A 14,271-nucleotide genomic window follows, 5' to 3' on the forward strand; every position below is an offset into this window, starting at 1 on the left:
AAGCGGCGCGTTTAGCCTAGGGTAGCAAATGCGCGGGCTATTGCAATTATTTTCGCGAAACTCTTTCTGACGTGCTTATGCGTGATTTTCTTGATATAATCACTATGAAAATCATTTTCATACGGAGCGACGAGATGGGTTTTGTGCGAACCGTTGACGGCGATATCGAGCCGGCAGAGATGGGCGTGACCTACGCCCACGACCATATTTACTGCATTCCGGCACTGTGGAAGGAAAAGGGCGACGTCGACCTGTTGCTCGACAGTCCCGAAGCGTCCCAAGCCGAACTGGAACTCTTCGCCAAGGCGGGCGGACGCACGATCTACGATGCGACCGCGATCGATTACGGCCGCGACGTCGCCACCGTGAAGCGCATCGCAAAGGCGGCCGGCGTGCAGGTGATCGCCACGGCGGGCTTCAACAAGGCGATCATGTGGCCGGGTACGATGCCCGGCACCGGCGCGACGTTTGCCCAATGGATCGCAGCAAAGAGCCGCGCCGAGCTCGCCCGCCATGTCGTCGCCGAGGTTACCGAGGGCATGGACGGCACCGACATCAAAGGCGGCGTGGTCAAGTTCGGCACCGGCTACAACACGATGAGCGAGGCCGAGACCAAGGTGCTGCTTGCCGTTCTCGACGCGCACAAGCAGACCGGCGCGCCGATCCATTCGCACACCGAGCTCGGCACGATGGCGCTCGAGCAGCTCGATCTCGTCAGGCAGGAAGGCGTCGATCCGGCCCGGCTGACGATCGCCCATCTCGACCGCAATCCCGACGCTTGGCTGCACCGCAAGGTCGCCGATAGCGGCGCCTTTTTCTCTTTCGACGGCATCACCCGGGTCAAATATTATCCCGAGGACGTGCGCACGCGCTGCATCCTCGACCTCGTCCGCCACGGCCACGCCGATCAGGTTCTCGTCGGCGGCGACATCGCCCGGCGCACCATGTTCGCCAGCTACGGGCAAGGCGGGCTCGGCATGGGCTACATCCTGGAAAAATGGGTGCCGCGTTTCATCGAGGAAGCCGGCGAGGCCGGTTTCGACGGCGAGGCGCTGGTGCACAAATTCCTGGTCGAGAATCCGCAGCGCGCCTTCGCCTTCAGCGGCTGAGGGTCAGCGTAGCCGTTCAGTTCCGGGCATAGACCGCGTCGTAGGCCGCAACGGCCCGCCTGGCGCGGTCGCGCACCGTATCGGCTGCGTCGCCCGGCCTGTAGAGGCCGGAGCCCAGGCCGAAGGCGCGCACGCCTATGCGGGCATAATCGGCGAAACTCGCCTCCGAAACGCCACCGACGGCGGCGACCAGCGCGTCGGCGGGCAAGATGGCCTTGATCGCGGCAATGCCCGACGGTCCGAGCGCGCCGGCGGGAAAGAATTTCAGGCCGGACGCGCCGGCGGCAAGCGCCTGCAGCGCCTCGGTCGGCGTAAAAACGCCCGGCATGGTGACCATGCCGCGCGCGCGGGCCGCACCGATGACGGCCGGATCGACATTCGGGCTCACCATCAGCCGCCCGCCGGCATCTGCGACGCGGCCGCAATCGGCCTCTGTCAGCACCGTGCCCGCCCCGATCAGGCAGCGCGCGCCGTGACGCGCGGCAAGCTTATCGATCGAGCGAAAGGGATCGGGTGAATTGAGCGGCACCTCGATCGCCTCGAAACCTTCCTCGACCAAGGCGTCGCCGATCGCCTCGATCTCGCCCGGCCCGACACCGCGCAGGATCGCCACGAGATCACGGGTGAGTTTCGGCCAGCTCGTTTCGGGATGCGCGTTCAAACCGGGTTCCTTTCGTTAGAATCGTCGGCCGCCCGGATAGCACCGATAAACGCCGTGACGCGATAGGCAATCGTCAGAGCCCGCGCCCCGGCGCCGGTCGCAGCCGCTCCCTGCCGAGCATCGAACCGCTACAAACTCGCGGCCGCAGCGGCCGGAACGGCTGCTACGCCAGTGTCTTGAAGGCCTGGCGCTGCCCCATGAGACGGGGAATGGCGAGCATGATGAGGACGAAGGCGCCGGTCAGGAACTTGAGGTCGCTTGGTTCGAGGCCGAACGCAAGCCCGGCATGTCGGCAGATGCCGGCGACGGTCTCACGAACGCCATCCTGTGTTGCGGCGCGTGCTACCTGCTCGACGCGCGGCGGGGCGACGGCCAACCTTTTCACTGATGCTTCCCGCACCGAGAACCGCGGAAGTCACGGCGAACGCGGCGGCGAGTCCAAACATGAGCTGCCAGGAGATACCCGCCGCCATCCCGGCCAACACCGCCCCAAAGGCTCCAACCCCATCCATGAGAACAAAGGCGAGGCCCAGGGTCTTGCCTTCGCTCCGCTCTGCGTGATCGACGGCGGCGGCCAACATCGCCGCGCGGATCGCATCGAGTGCGGCAACGGCGACTGCCATGAACGGGATCATGAGCCAGAAGGGCGGTCCGAATGCCAAGCCGGCGACGGCAAATGCAGCGGTTCCGTTGCCTAGGACGAGGACCGGACCGCGCCCCGCTCGGTCGGACAGCGATCCCGCCCACGGCTGCGCCAGCGCCCCGGTGATAAGCAGCGCCGCCAAGATGATGCCAATGCTGGCCGACGCGAGGTCGTGGACCGCCGCGAGGTAGAGCGGGATCATGCTGAGAAGCGCGATCAATGCCATGTTGTAGAGGCAGATCATTGCAACGATGCGCAGGCCGCGACCCGTCCGCCACGTCCGGATAAGGCCGGCGAGGTCTTTGCGAAGGGCCGTCTTCCTTTCGACCGCCGGAACAGCTCGCGCCACCCTGAGAAAACACAGCCCGCACAGGACGGTGGGACCCACTGAGATGGCCAATGCAGCGCGCCAATCAACGACCGACAAAAGAAACCCGACCGACAACGGGGCCAGCACCTCTGCGAAAGACCCGCCGATGGCGTGAACGCCCAAGGCCTTTGCCCGACCGTCCTTGTTGTCGTGCGTCAGCACGCCGGTTGCGATTGGATGCCAGGCCGCGTTGCCCATCCCGGCGACCGCGAGAAGCACGGCGAGGCTCCAGAACCCCGGTGCAAGGGCGGCCACTCCATACCCGACAGCGACCCACCAGAATGTTACGACCAGCAGACGGCCACGGTTCGAGACATGATCCGCCAGATACCCGGCCGGAATGTAGGCCAACGCACCGCCCAGGTTGAACAGCGTGAAGAGCAGGCCGACCTCGACGGGCGACAACCCCATGGACAGTCCGGCGGCGGGCACGATCAGCCAAAGGGCGGCAATCGGCCAGTCGTTGGCGAGGTGGCCCAGGGCGAACCATGTCATGAATGCGCGATTGTTCATCTGGCACTGCCGTCCGATGCGAAAGGCTGCACGCCCTGTCCGGTTTCCTGGCGAAGCCTACCCCTTCGCGGTATGTCATTCTGTCGAGGGTTAGCCTTCTAGCATCGAGGATTCGTCATTGATGAACATTGAGCCGCTTAGAACGGATCGACCGTCCTATCTCGGTGAAACGAACACACAGGATGCGGGGGCGAATTCCGACTGGCATTCGCATGAGTTCGGCCAGCTCATCTCGGCCGATTCAGGCTCGATGTATGTGGGAACATCGGACCGCGTTCTGCTCTTAAGCCCCGCCATGGCGGTCTGGATACCGCCAGACGCTCAGCACTGGTTGCGCTTTGGGTCCGAGAACGTGATGCGCTATGTCGATGTCAATCGCGATGAGGCGGAAAGGCTCGGGAACACTTGTCGCGTCTTCGCGATGACGCCGCTTCTGGGAGCGTTGTTTAGGGCGACCATGCCCGACGGCATCAAGGCCAGGACGGCCAAACACATCAGTGCCCTTTATGGGCTCATTCGGCACGAAATACTGTCGGCGCGGGATGTCCCGCTTTTCCTGGTGATGCCGCAAGACAATCGCATTCGCGGCTTGGCCGAGGCGGCGCTTGATGATCCGGGAAAGGTTCGGTCGGTCGAGGCATGGCTCGCTGACGCACCCGCGAGCCGCAAGACCATCGAACGTCTCTTCGTCTCCGAGACCGGGATGCCGCCGTCACGGTGGCTGCGGCATGCCCGCGTCTTGCATGCGGTATCGCTTTTGGCCAGCGGTCAGAAGGTGACAACGGTTGCCTTGGACATGGGGTACGAGTCGTCCAGTGCGTTCAGCTATATGTTTCGACAGACCCTCGGCGTCAGCCCACGCGAGTTTGTCGCGAAGCCGCCATTCGCTGCGCTTTAACGAGTGTGCAAATTGGGCTCAATTCGGCCAAGCGCTGCGCGTCGCGCGAATGCCCGCCGACGGTCCCGGCGCGGCCGCAGGCCCCATCGTCAACAAAACGAAAAACCATTGTCGAAAACGGGAGATCTATGTCTCCGGAATGGACCCTGGAATTTCTGGCGCGCCGCACCGGGTGAAGATGACAACTATACCTACGCCATAGCCCTCTAGGTCACATACCCATAAACGGGATTCCCAAGAGGATGCGGTTGTGATTCCCTTCCTGCCATTGGCCGGAGGTGAACATGGCGCGTTTTGATCTGACGGATTTCGAGTGGTCGGTGATCCAGCCGCTGCTGTCGACGAAGGTGCGCGGGGTGCCGCGCGCGGATGACCGCAAGGTTCTGAACGGCATCTTCTGGCGGCTTCGCACGGGAGCGCCCTGGGCTGACATTCCGGCGCGCTACGGTCCGCACACGACCTGCGTCAATCGCTTCAACCGATGGCGCAAGGCGGGGCATTGGGCGCGTATTCTTGAAGCTGTGTCAGAGGCTTACGACGGCGACGTGCAGATGATCAACTCGTCCTCGATCCGGGTGCACCAGCACGCCGCCAACGGCCAAAAAAGACGAACGATCCCGTTGCATGGGTCGCTCGCGCGGCGGCCTGACGACCAAGATACACGCGCTCGGTGACGCCGAGGGACGGCCGATCCGCCTCAAGCTCACCGAGGGCCAGGCGCACGACGGACGCTCGGCCGCCGACATGTTCGAAACGCTGGAGGCCGGGCACACCCTGCTCGCAGACCGCGCCTATGACAGCGACGCCCTGCGCGCCGCAATGGCCGAGCGCGGCACATGGGCCAACATCCGCGCCATGCCGAACCGCGTCAAAACCTTCCCGTTCAGCGCCTGGGTCTATCGACAGCGCAACGCTGTCGAACGCTTCTTCAACAAACTCAAACACTTCAGAGCCATTGCAACACGATACGACAAGTGAACCGCCCCGGGTTTGCCGGAGGCTGGTTGATATAAGCTACGAGGCCATTTCTGAAGTTTCCAGAGCTGCGTAGAAGCTTGCTTCGGCCTCTGCTGGCGGGATGTTGCCGATGGGTTCCAGCAGGCGGCGGTTGTTGAACCAGTCGACCCATTCGAATGTAGCGTATTCCACGGCGTCGAAGCTGCGCCATGGCCCACGGCGATGAATGACCTCTGCCTTGAATAGGCCGTTGATCGTCTCGGCGAGCGCGTTGTCATAAGAGTCGCCGACGCTGCCGACCGACGGTTCGATGCCGGCCTCGGCCAGTCGCTCGGTGTATTTGATCGACAGGTATTGCGATCCGCGATCCGAGTGATGCACCAATCCCGCTCCCGGCCGTCGTTGATGAACGGCCTGTTCCAGGGCATCCAGGACGAACCCGGCGTGGGCCGTGCGGCTCACGCGCCATCCGACAATGCGGCGCGCGAAGGCGTCGATGACGAAGGCGACGTAGACGAAGCCCTGCCAGGTCGCGACATAGGTGAAATCACTCACCCGAAGCATGTCCGGCGCCGGCACGCGGAACTGGCGGTTCACCTTGTCCAGCGGGCATGGCTGCGCCTTGTCGGGAAGCGTGGTCTTGATCTTCTTGCCGCGAATGACACCTTCGGGGCCCATGTCCTTCATCAGCCTCTCGACGGTGCATCGGGCCACGTTGAACCCTTCCCGGCGCATTTGGCGCCAAACTTTGCGCACGCCGTAGACTTGGAAATTGGCCTCGAAAACGCGCTGTATCTCGGGACACAGTTTGCCATCGCGCTTGCCCCGATCCGAGAGCCGTTCCGGATCGGCCAGCTTGGCCAGATGATCATAATAGGTGGACGGGGCAATCGGCAGATGCCTGCAGATCGGCTCGACCCCGAGTTCTCCACGGTGATCGTCGATGAAGGCGATCATGACTTCGGTCGGCGGTCGAGCTCCGCCAGAGCAAAATACGCGGACGCCTTGCGCAGGATCTCGTTGGCCTGTTTGAGCTCCCGGTTCTCCCGTTCCAGCGCCCTCAGCCGGTCGGCCATCTCCATCGTTACACCGTCCCGTTCACCGCGATCGACTTCGGCCTTCTTGACCCACTCGTTCAACGTCTGCGGCGCACAGCCGATCTTTGCCGAAATCGACAAGATCGCCGACCAGCGGCTGTCATGCTGCCCTTGGTTGTCCAGAACCATCCGAACCGCGCGCTCGCGGACTTCGGGAGAATACTTGTTCGTCGTCTTGCTCATGATGCTCCATCCTACTCAGGAGTTGGAGCCTCCGACAAACCCGGGGCGGTTCAAAGCGAGACGACGACTTCCTCGCCTCGGTCCAACTCGCTTCAATCCGCATCTGGTTGCGAACTTATAAGTCGGTCACCTAGCTGTGATTTCTCAGGAGGTCATTCACCCTTTGGAGGGGCGGCAGGCCGTTGAGAGCGGAGTGTTGTCTTGCCCGGTTGAACCAGTCAAGCCATCTGGGGAGGTCGGCGTTTCGGGCTTGCGATGTGGGATGGGCGAGGCCGTAGGCCCATTCACGCAGGAGGGTCTGGATGAAGCGCTCGGCCTTGCCGTTGGTCTTGGGCGTGTAGGGTCGGGTGAAGATGTGGCGGATACCCAGCCATCGCAGCGCCTTGGCGAAGCGGCGGGAGCGGTAGGCGCTGCCATTGTCGGTCATCACCCGCTCGGTCCGGATGCCGTGCGCATGGAACCAGCGCAGGGCGCGGATCAGGAAGGCGGCGGTGGTGTTCTGGCGCTCGTCGCCCAGCACCTCGACATAGGCCAGCCGCGTCGCGTCATCGACCGCAACATGGACGAAGTCCCAGCCCGCGCCCCGATTGCGGCAGCCCGTGCGTGTGCCGGTGACGCGATGGCCGGGCCGGTCGAACCGGCCGAGCTTCTTGATGTCGAGATGGATCAGCTCGCCAGGCCGGGCGCGCTGGTAACGCCGCACAGGCTCGGGCGGATCGAGCCGGGCCAGTCGCCCCATCCCCGCCCGTGCCAGCCAGCGCGCCACGGTCGAGCGCGCGAGACCCAGCCTGGCCGCGATCGCCGCCCCCGTCAGGCGCAGGTCGCGCCGCAGATGCAGGGCGAGCGCGACCAGGCGATCGGGCAGACGCCCGGCCACGCGGACGGGAGCACTTGCGCGGTTGGAGAGCGCCGCGCCCCCGCCCGCGCGGAACCGCGCCAACCACTTCCGAACGGTGCGGAGGGAAACGCCGAAGGCAGCGGCCACCTCGGCGGCCTTCTGTCCCGCGAGGACACGGGCCACGATCTGCTCTCGACTATAGACGGTCAGGCGGGCACCTTGGTGCGGGTTGTTCATCCTTCGGGATCTTCGGCTGGAGTTTGGCGATTGCAGCCTAACCCCGAACCGGGTGAACAACCTTTCGAGACTTCACAGCTAGAGCCGCCGGCCTTGTGAATTGCCGATGCGGCTGCACCTTCCTTTACAACTGCGCAGATGCAACGCGCTCCGCCCGGCAAATAGCTCACTGCAATCTGGCAGGAGGCACCGGCCCAGAAGGCTCATGAAAATCGACGACCTAGCGGCCAATTGCAGGTCGCCGGCCTTGCCGCGGAAAATGATCTAGTTTATCTTGTTGCTAGCAACAAGATGGTATTCGACTTCGTGACAGTACTCTATACCCCAGGCCAATTGCGAAGCGCTGTGTCTATCGCGCCGGAAACTTATCGGCATTGGAAAAAGGCGCTGGGGCCGCTGCGCCGCGCGCGTGGTCATAGCCCCTGCTTCAGATCTGGGGACCTTGTCGCTCTGGCCGTTATCAGGCTCCTCACACTGGATATGGGAATTCGAGTGGGTGCGCTGACGCCGATCGGGGAGGCTTTGTTCGATCTCTGTAATCGGTCGCCCTGGCCGGTGCTGGAGCGCTCTAAGCTGATCATTGATTTGCCGAACGCCGCGCTGCTGCTTCGCAGCGAATTGACGGAAACGCCGACTGACAAACCCTCTATTGTGATTCCGTTAGCACCGGTGATCTCTCAGCTTCGCGAGCAATTGCTGGCCGCTGGTAGCGAAGATGAGCAGCCTTCTCTGCGCTTCCCGCCGGTCGAAATTTCCCACGCTGTCGTCTCTCGTGGAGGTCGGCCGTGAACGCAATCGATCATATCGCCAAAGCGGCTCGCGACACCGGATATCGTTCCGAAGCTATCGTCATAGATTACTCTTTCGCTGACGTCCTGGCCGAGAACAATCCCACTCGAACCGTTCAACTTGCAGCCTTTACCCGCACGCCCCCCTCTTACCGGTCCGCAGCGCTAGCGGTCGTGCACGGCGAGGGGCGCAAAGCGATCGAGGTGGTCAGTCAGCATCGCGCTCTGGGCGCTCCCCTGCTGTTCGTCGTCAATCAAGATGACGTCACGGTATGGGAAGTTAGAAGCAAGGTTCCCCCACGCGCGATCGAAACCGTCGAACTCGCGGGTATCGAAGAGCTGTTCAAGCGCCACCGTGCGACTTGGCATCCAGACGCAATCCATCGCGCAAAGTCGGTTGGCCCCTCCGAAGATGGTTACCAGCTCGACTTCGTTGATTTGGGCCTGCTACCTGCGATCGAGGGTGAAATTCACATCAAACTGAGCCGTCTCCTCGTCGAGACGCTCGAACTGTCGCGAAAGGCATCTGAAGGTGAACCACTGGATGCGCGCACGCTTTTCCGTGTCGTCTTCCGGCTTCTCGCTGCCAAGGTTCTGGAAGACCGTTGCCATCCCTACGCGGCCGCGTGGAGCGCCGATGACCTTTCGTCGGTCCTCGCAGGAATTGAGACCTATTACTCGCTGGGACATATCGAGGGCCGCTGGGCGAACGAGTTGCCTGTTGTTTTTGATGCGGCATGGCGCCATTTGCGGGCCGGAATCAGCTTCTCCAATATCTCATCGGATGACCTGGCATTCGTTTACGAGAACACACTCATCACACCCGAGACCCGCAAGGTTTTCGGCACACATAGTACACCGCGGCAGGTTGCCGAGTATGTCGTTCAGAAGCTTCAACTCCACAATCACAAGCCCGAAGATCTAAAGATCTACGAGCCTTTCGCTGGTGCCGGCGTTTTCCTCGTTTCAGCTTTGCGCCACTTGCGCGACTTGCTTCCGGTTGAATGGTCGGACCAGCAGCGTCATGACTTTTTGATCAAGCACATTTCCGGGGATGAGGTCGACGCATTCGCATGCGAAGTCGCCACGCTTTCCCTTATCCTGGCCGACTACCCCAATCATAACGGCTGGCATGTCAAAGAAGCTGACCTGTTGGCCGGCACCACGCTCGCAGACCGGATCAGCGCTAATAACGTGATCCTATGCAACCCCCCCTTCGAAGCGTTCACCGAAGCGGAAAAGGCCCGGTATGAAATTGCGGGGACGACGCATTCGAAGGCCATTGCAGCGCTGAGCGCAGCATTGGACGCTAAGCCTCTCGCTTTAGGTTTTGTCCTGCCGCGCTCATTTATCCTGGAACGACAGTTCGCAGAGCAACGGCGACGGATCGAAAGTCTGTATAGCTCAGTGGAGGTACTCAAACTTCCTGATGGCATCTTCGGCGCATCAGATGTCGAAACGGCCGCAGTCATCGCCCGTGACCTGCGGCTCGCTCCGGCCGTGTCCATCTCCTTGCGGTCTACGGAGGTGGCAGAAAGGGACCGTTCGGCTTTCCTCAAGACCGGTCAGACAACGGTACATCGTGACCTCATCCGAGATGTTGCCGAAAAGCCTGACGGGTGCCTCTGGATTCCTCCACTCAACGCCCTCTGGGACTATCTGCGAGATGGTCCACGGCTTGGAACCCTCCTGAAGCCAAGCCTGGGCCTGCAATGGTATGACCAAGATCAGGGGCGTAGCGAGAACCCGAAACCTGGATACGAGCTAGGCTTTGCCAACGCCCGCCACCTTCAGCAATATAAGCTGCCCAAGCCGATGTGGTTGGACTTCCGGGAAGACCACATTCGTCGGGCTTTCGACCATGACTGGTCGAAGCCTAAGCTGATCGCTAGTGCAACGCGCCTGAGCCGTGGCGCTTGGTGCATTGGTGCTTTCGTTGATCTCGAAGGCGTTCTCTGTTCGCAACAATTTTTCGGCCTCTGGCCTGTCGAGCCGCTTACCAACAGTCAACTGTATGCGCTCTCAGCCGTTCTCAACGGGCCGATTGCGAATGCCTTCCTCGCTATGAATTCTCCAAAAGACCGGTTCCGGGTGTCAGTCGTCCGAGACATTCCAATTCCTGCCTTACTCCCTACAAAGCTCGCGGAACTCGCTGAAGAGTACATCACAAGAGTAAACGCCGCCTCGATCTTCGATCACACCGATGACGACTTAGCCGGGCAGCTCGCGCAGATCGATGCTGAAATCATGAGGGCCTACGATCTGCCACTAAAGCTAGAGCGGCAGCTCCTAGCCTATTTTGAAGGGTTTGACCGTCCCGTCGCGCATGCGTGGAAGCACTGGAATGATAGCTATCCAATTCCTGGCTTGAGTTTGGCGGAACGGCTGTCCGGACGTTTCAACGCCGGGGGTGACTGGGTCAAGAAGGTATTCCAGCCGCTACCCCAAAGTGAGATCGACTTGCTCCGCGATTATGTGGCGTAATCGAGATGGACGCATATCTCCTCGACACAACGGTCTTGTCCATTTATCTTGATCCGAACCATCTGCATCACGTTGCCAAAAGCCAGTCATTGGCCGCGCTACCGACAGACAGTCCTCGGTTCGTCTCTGCGGTCGCCTTGGCGGAGCTTGGCTTCGGAACAAACCTGGCAGCGCTGCTTGGAAAAGGAAATCTGACGACGCTGGACGCCATGCTCGTTCAGGCGAGGGCGTATGCGGTTCTCGACATCACGCACCATACTGCGTCGGTTTATGCCGAGGTGAAGTCGAAAGTTGCCCATAAATATTTGGTAAAAGCGCTGCGTAAAGACCGGCCAAAATATATCCAGGAGTGGGTCGATAGAGCCACAGACCAAAAGCTTGCCATTGACGAAAATGACCTCTGGATGTGCGCGCAAGCAAAGGAGCGGGACTTGGTCTTCGTCACCGCAGACGCACGCATGAAACGAATTCCGGATGCCGATCCGGACGTGCGCCTTCTCGTAGTCTGATTTCATGGCAGGCGTCACGCAACCGTTCGAACGCGAGTGCGGCGGAGATATTATCAGGCCCAGGCGGGCTCAGCCGCCAAAGCTCCGCCATCGCGCGAAGCATCACCTCGTTCGGCATCGGCGCTGCGTCCGCCGAAATGACCTGGCTGCCGACCTCTGCGGCCACATCCCCCAAACCCGACTTGGGATTGACGATAATCTCCTGGCCACAGCATTCCGATAGAGGCCGCCATGGCGGCTACGCCCTTGTCCACGGTGACTGACGTGCTCCTGACGTGCTCCCCTGGGATGTTCCCGATTTTGGGTTAGCCTGTTCCTCAATGAAGGAGACAGGCAATGAAGCGATCCAGGTTTTCGGAAGAACAGATCATCGGCATTCTGCTCTGAGACCGAACTTTGGAGCGCCGGTGGCTGGAGTTTTCCGGCTTTTGCTCTGAGACCGAACTTTGGAGCGCCGGTGGCTGGAGTTTTCCGGCTTTTGCTCTGAGACCGAACTTTGGAGCGCCGGTGGCTGGAGTTTTCCGGCTTTCTTCACGGTGACGGGCTGGCTTCGCCACCGGGATTTTGTAATGCGATCGGGACGTTGTATCCGATCGCCGAGTGAGGCCGAACCTCATTGTAGTATCTACGCCAATCCTCCAACTTTTCGCGGGCATCCGCAAGACTCAGGAACCAGTGTGCGTTCAAACACTCGGCCCGCAGCTTGCTGTTAAAGGCTTCGATGAAGCCGTTGTCCGTAGGCTTGCCCGGCCGTGAGAAGTCGAGGGTGACATCGTTCGCATAGGCCCACAGATCGAGGTCCCGGGAGATGAACTCGCTGCCATTATCGACCCTGATCGTCTTCGGATAGCCGATACGGCCACATACTCGCTCGAGCGTCTGGACGACATCCTCGCCGCGATAGGAGAAGCGCGGATCGACCGCTGGGCAATAGCGGGAATGAGTGTCGACAATGGTCAGGACACGGAGCTTCTTGCCGGTCGCGATCTGGTCATGGACAAAATCCATGGCCCACACATCGTTCGGTCCGATGGCCTCCTGGCGATCCTCCCTGAGCTTGGCCTTCACCCGTCGCTTGGGGTGCTTGTTCCTGAGCTGTAGTCCCAACTCATTGTAAATCCTACGGGTCTTCTTCATGTTGATCGTCCATCCCTCACGACGCAACAGCACGTGGACACGCCGGTAGCCGTAGCGAACCCGCGTCTCGCAAATTTCCTTGATCCTTCGTTCGAGCGCGGCCTGACCGGTGCGACGGGACTTGTAGTGGTAGGTGGAGGTCTCGAACTTCAGTGCCTTGCAGGCCCGTCTGATCGATATCCCCCAGTCCACCAGCATCCCGTCGACCAGCTTGCGCTTCCGGGCAGGCCTCAGAGCTTTCGGCGAATGACGTCCTGCAGCATCTCGCGATCAAGCGTCAGGTCAGCGACGATCTTCTTCAGCCGACCGTTCTCGTCCTCAAGGGCCTTCAGCCGGCGCATCTCATCTGGCAACAGTCCAGCATACTTCTTCTTCCAGTTGAAATAGGTCGCCTGGCTGATCCCGGCCTTGCGGCAGATCTCTGCCACGGGCACGCCGTCATCGCCCTGCTTCAGAATGAACGCCTTCTGCGCGTCCGAAAACTTCGATGCCTTCATCGCTCTCCGCTCCATTCCAGCCAGGGAAAACTAAGCGGAAAAATCTAACCAAAAGCGATCCAGTTTGTGGGGATCAGAGCAGTCGAGCACCGACATGTTCTCGCCACTGTGTTAGATATACCTGATCGTCGCCCAGCAGTGGAGCTCTTCTTCGCAACACGTGCACAGTGTCGTCCTAGCCATAGACGGCGACCGGTTCGCCGAGGCTGTCGAAATCCGGTTCCACGCCCAGGCCCGGCGCGTCGGGCGCGTATAGCCTGCCGTTCCGCGTGGGCGGCAGTGGCGTGCCTGTGCGGTTGTTGTTGTAATTGTGCAGGTCGGTGGTGTTGATCAGGAATTCCTGCGGCGTCGAGGCGGCGAAGTGAGCGAGCGCGGCGGTGGTGATCTCGCCGCCCCAGCTGTCCTCGGCGACCACGGGGATACGGTTGTCGATCAGCAGGTCGCGCATGCGCCGCGCCTTCGACAGGCCGCCCTGCTTGGAGATCTTCAGGCACACCACCTCGGCTGCGCGGTCGCGAATGACCCGCTGGACCATGTCGATCGTGGTGACGCACTCGTCGAGCTTCATCGGCAGGTCGATGCGGCGGCGCACCTGCAGACACTCCTCGTAGGTCTGGCAGGGTTGCTCCATCGTGTAGTCGAGATCGCGCGTGGCGCGCGCCACGCGGATCGCCTCGTCGACGCGCCAGCCCTGGTTGGCGTCGGCGAAGGCCTTTTCGCCCGGCAGCAGGTTCGGCACCGTGGCGCGGATGCGCTCGATATCCTCGACCCAGTCGGCGCCGACCTTGACCTGGAACTGGCGGTAGCCGGTTTCGCGCAGCGCATTCATCTCGGCCACCATCTGATCGGGCGCGTTCTGGGGAGCGACCTTGTAGAGCGGCGCGCCGTCGGTATGCCGGCCGCCGAGCAGCATCCACACCGGCTGGCCGGTCGCCTTGCCGAGGATGTCCCAGCACGCCGCGTCGAACGGCGCCTTGGCGTAGCCGTGGCCGCGAATGGTGTTGTCCATGAGGCGCTCGATCACGGATAGTTGGCGCGGATCCTGACCGAGCAGCGCCGGCGCGAGCAGCCGCGCGGCGGCTTCCGTGCCGTGGCCGAAGGCTTCCATATAATTGTCGCCGCAGGGGCAGAACTCGCCGGCGCCCGACAGGCCGGCATCGGTGTCGACGACGACGACGGTCGACGCGGCGACGGTGATCGCGTTGCCGCGTCCCCAGCGGTAGATACCGCCGACATAGGTGAGGTCCTTGCGATAGACGCGGATGCGCGTGATCTTCATGGTGTTGTGCCTTTTCCAAAAGACAGGGGGACTATCCGAGGGCGCGGGTTTGGGGGCGGTCGCCGTTGCCG

General features: G+C 61.6%; 12 protein-coding genes and 1 other annotated feature. Of the genes, 6 read left to right on the plus strand and 6 right to left on the minus strand.

Annotated features, from left to right (window positions below; all coding sequences use genetic code 11):
* Positions 1–134 precede the first annotated feature (134 nt).
* Complete coding sequence (locus tag ACT2B0_RS21075) at positions 135–1,109, plus strand: phosphotriesterase family protein (RefSeq protein ID WP_473460205.1); 975 nt, start codon at positions 135–137, stop codon at positions 1,107–1,109.
* 16 nt (positions 1,110–1,125) lie between these two features.
* On the opposite strand, the gene ACT2B0_RS21080 is transcribed toward ACT2B0_RS21075, so the two are convergent.
* The gene (locus ACT2B0_RS21080) at positions 1,126–1,770 is read right to left on the minus strand and encodes a 2-dehydro-3-deoxy-6-phosphogalactonate aldolase (protein ID WP_473460206.1); all 645 of its coding nucleotides are present in this window, start codon (positions 1,768–1,770) and stop codon (positions 1,126–1,128) included.
* Positions 1,771–2,081: 311 nt separating this feature from the next.
* The gene (locus tag ACT2B0_RS21085; protein ID WP_473460207.1) at positions 2,082–3,296 is read right to left on the minus strand and encodes an MFS transporter; all 1,215 of its coding nucleotides are present in this window, start codon (positions 3,294–3,296) and stop codon (positions 2,082–2,084) included.
* 121 nt (positions 3,297–3,417) lie between these two features.
* Between ACT2B0_RS21085 and ACT2B0_RS21090 the strand changes: the two genes are divergently transcribed.
* On the plus strand, positions 3,418–4,194 hold the full coding sequence (locus ACT2B0_RS21090) for an AraC family transcriptional regulator (RefSeq protein ID WP_473460208.1): 777 nt from the start codon (positions 3,418–3,420) through the stop codon (positions 4,192–4,194).
* Positions 4,195–4,472: 278 nt separating this feature from the next.
* Positions 4,473–5,172, plus strand: a protein-coding gene (locus tag ACT2B0_RS21095; RefSeq protein ID WP_481658431.1) for an IS5 family transposase whose coding sequence is annotated in 2 segments (ribosomal slippage) — positions 4,473–4,801 and positions 4,800–5,172 — 702 coding nt in all. Because the reading frame shifts where the segments join, the coding sequence is not laid out codon by codon here.
* Positions 5,173–5,208: 36 nt separating this feature from the next.
* Here the strand turns inward: ACT2B0_RS21095 and ACT2B0_RS21100 are convergent.
* A protein-coding gene (locus tag ACT2B0_RS21100) for an IS3 family transposase (RefSeq protein ID WP_348193786.1) occupies positions 5,209–6,431 on the minus strand; the annotation gives its coding sequence in 2 pieces (ribosomal slippage) (positions 5,209–6,143 and positions 6,143–6,431; 1,224 coding nt in all).
* Positions 6,034–6,150 (minus strand) — a sequence feature (AL1L pseudoknot). (Overlaps the previous gene by 117 nt.)
* Positions 6,432–6,561: 130 nt before the next feature.
* Positions 6,562–7,506 (minus strand): IS481 family transposase, encoded by a 945-nt coding sequence (locus ACT2B0_RS21105; protein ID WP_348193784.1) that lies wholly within the window; start codon positions 7,504–7,506, stop codon positions 6,562–6,564.
* Positions 7,507–7,737: 231 nt separating this feature from the next.
* Between ACT2B0_RS21105 and ACT2B0_RS21110 the strand changes: the two genes are divergently transcribed.
* Genes ACT2B0_RS21110 through ACT2B0_RS21120 form a run of 3 tightly spaced genes read left to right on the plus strand, consistent with a single transcriptional unit; the run spans position 7,738 to position 11,287 of the window.
* A complete protein-coding gene (locus ACT2B0_RS21110) occupies positions 7,738–8,295 on the plus strand; it encodes a hypothetical protein (protein WP_348054128.1) in 558 nt (185 codons plus the stop codon).
* Complete coding sequence (locus ACT2B0_RS21115; protein WP_348054126.1) at positions 8,292–10,778, plus strand: N-6 DNA methylase; 2,487 nt, start codon at positions 8,292–8,294, stop codon at positions 10,776–10,778. The genes ACT2B0_RS21110 and ACT2B0_RS21115 overlap by 4 nt, the downstream gene beginning before the upstream one ends.
* 5 nt (positions 10,779–10,783) lie before the next feature.
* A complete protein-coding gene (locus tag ACT2B0_RS21120; protein ID WP_473460210.1) occupies positions 10,784–11,287 on the plus strand; it encodes a PIN domain-containing protein in 504 nt (167 codons plus the stop codon).
* Between the two features lie 531 nt (positions 11,288–11,818).
* Here the strand turns inward: ACT2B0_RS21120 and ACT2B0_RS21125 are convergent.
* Positions 11,819–12,921, minus strand: a protein-coding gene (locus ACT2B0_RS21125; protein ID WP_473458804.1) for an IS3 family transposase whose coding sequence is annotated in 2 segments (ribosomal slippage) — positions 11,819–12,660 and positions 12,660–12,921 — 1,104 coding nt in all. Because the reading frame shifts where the segments join, the coding sequence is not laid out codon by codon here.
* 175 nt (positions 12,922–13,096) lie between these two features.
* Positions 13,097–14,200 (minus strand): mandelate racemase/muconate lactonizing enzyme family protein, encoded by a 1,104-nt coding sequence (locus ACT2B0_RS21130; protein WP_473460211.1) that lies wholly within the window; start codon positions 14,198–14,200, stop codon positions 13,097–13,099.
* Positions 14,201–14,271: the final 71 nt, after the last annotated feature.

Source organism: Nitratireductor sp. J20-h4, assembly GCF_056780505.1.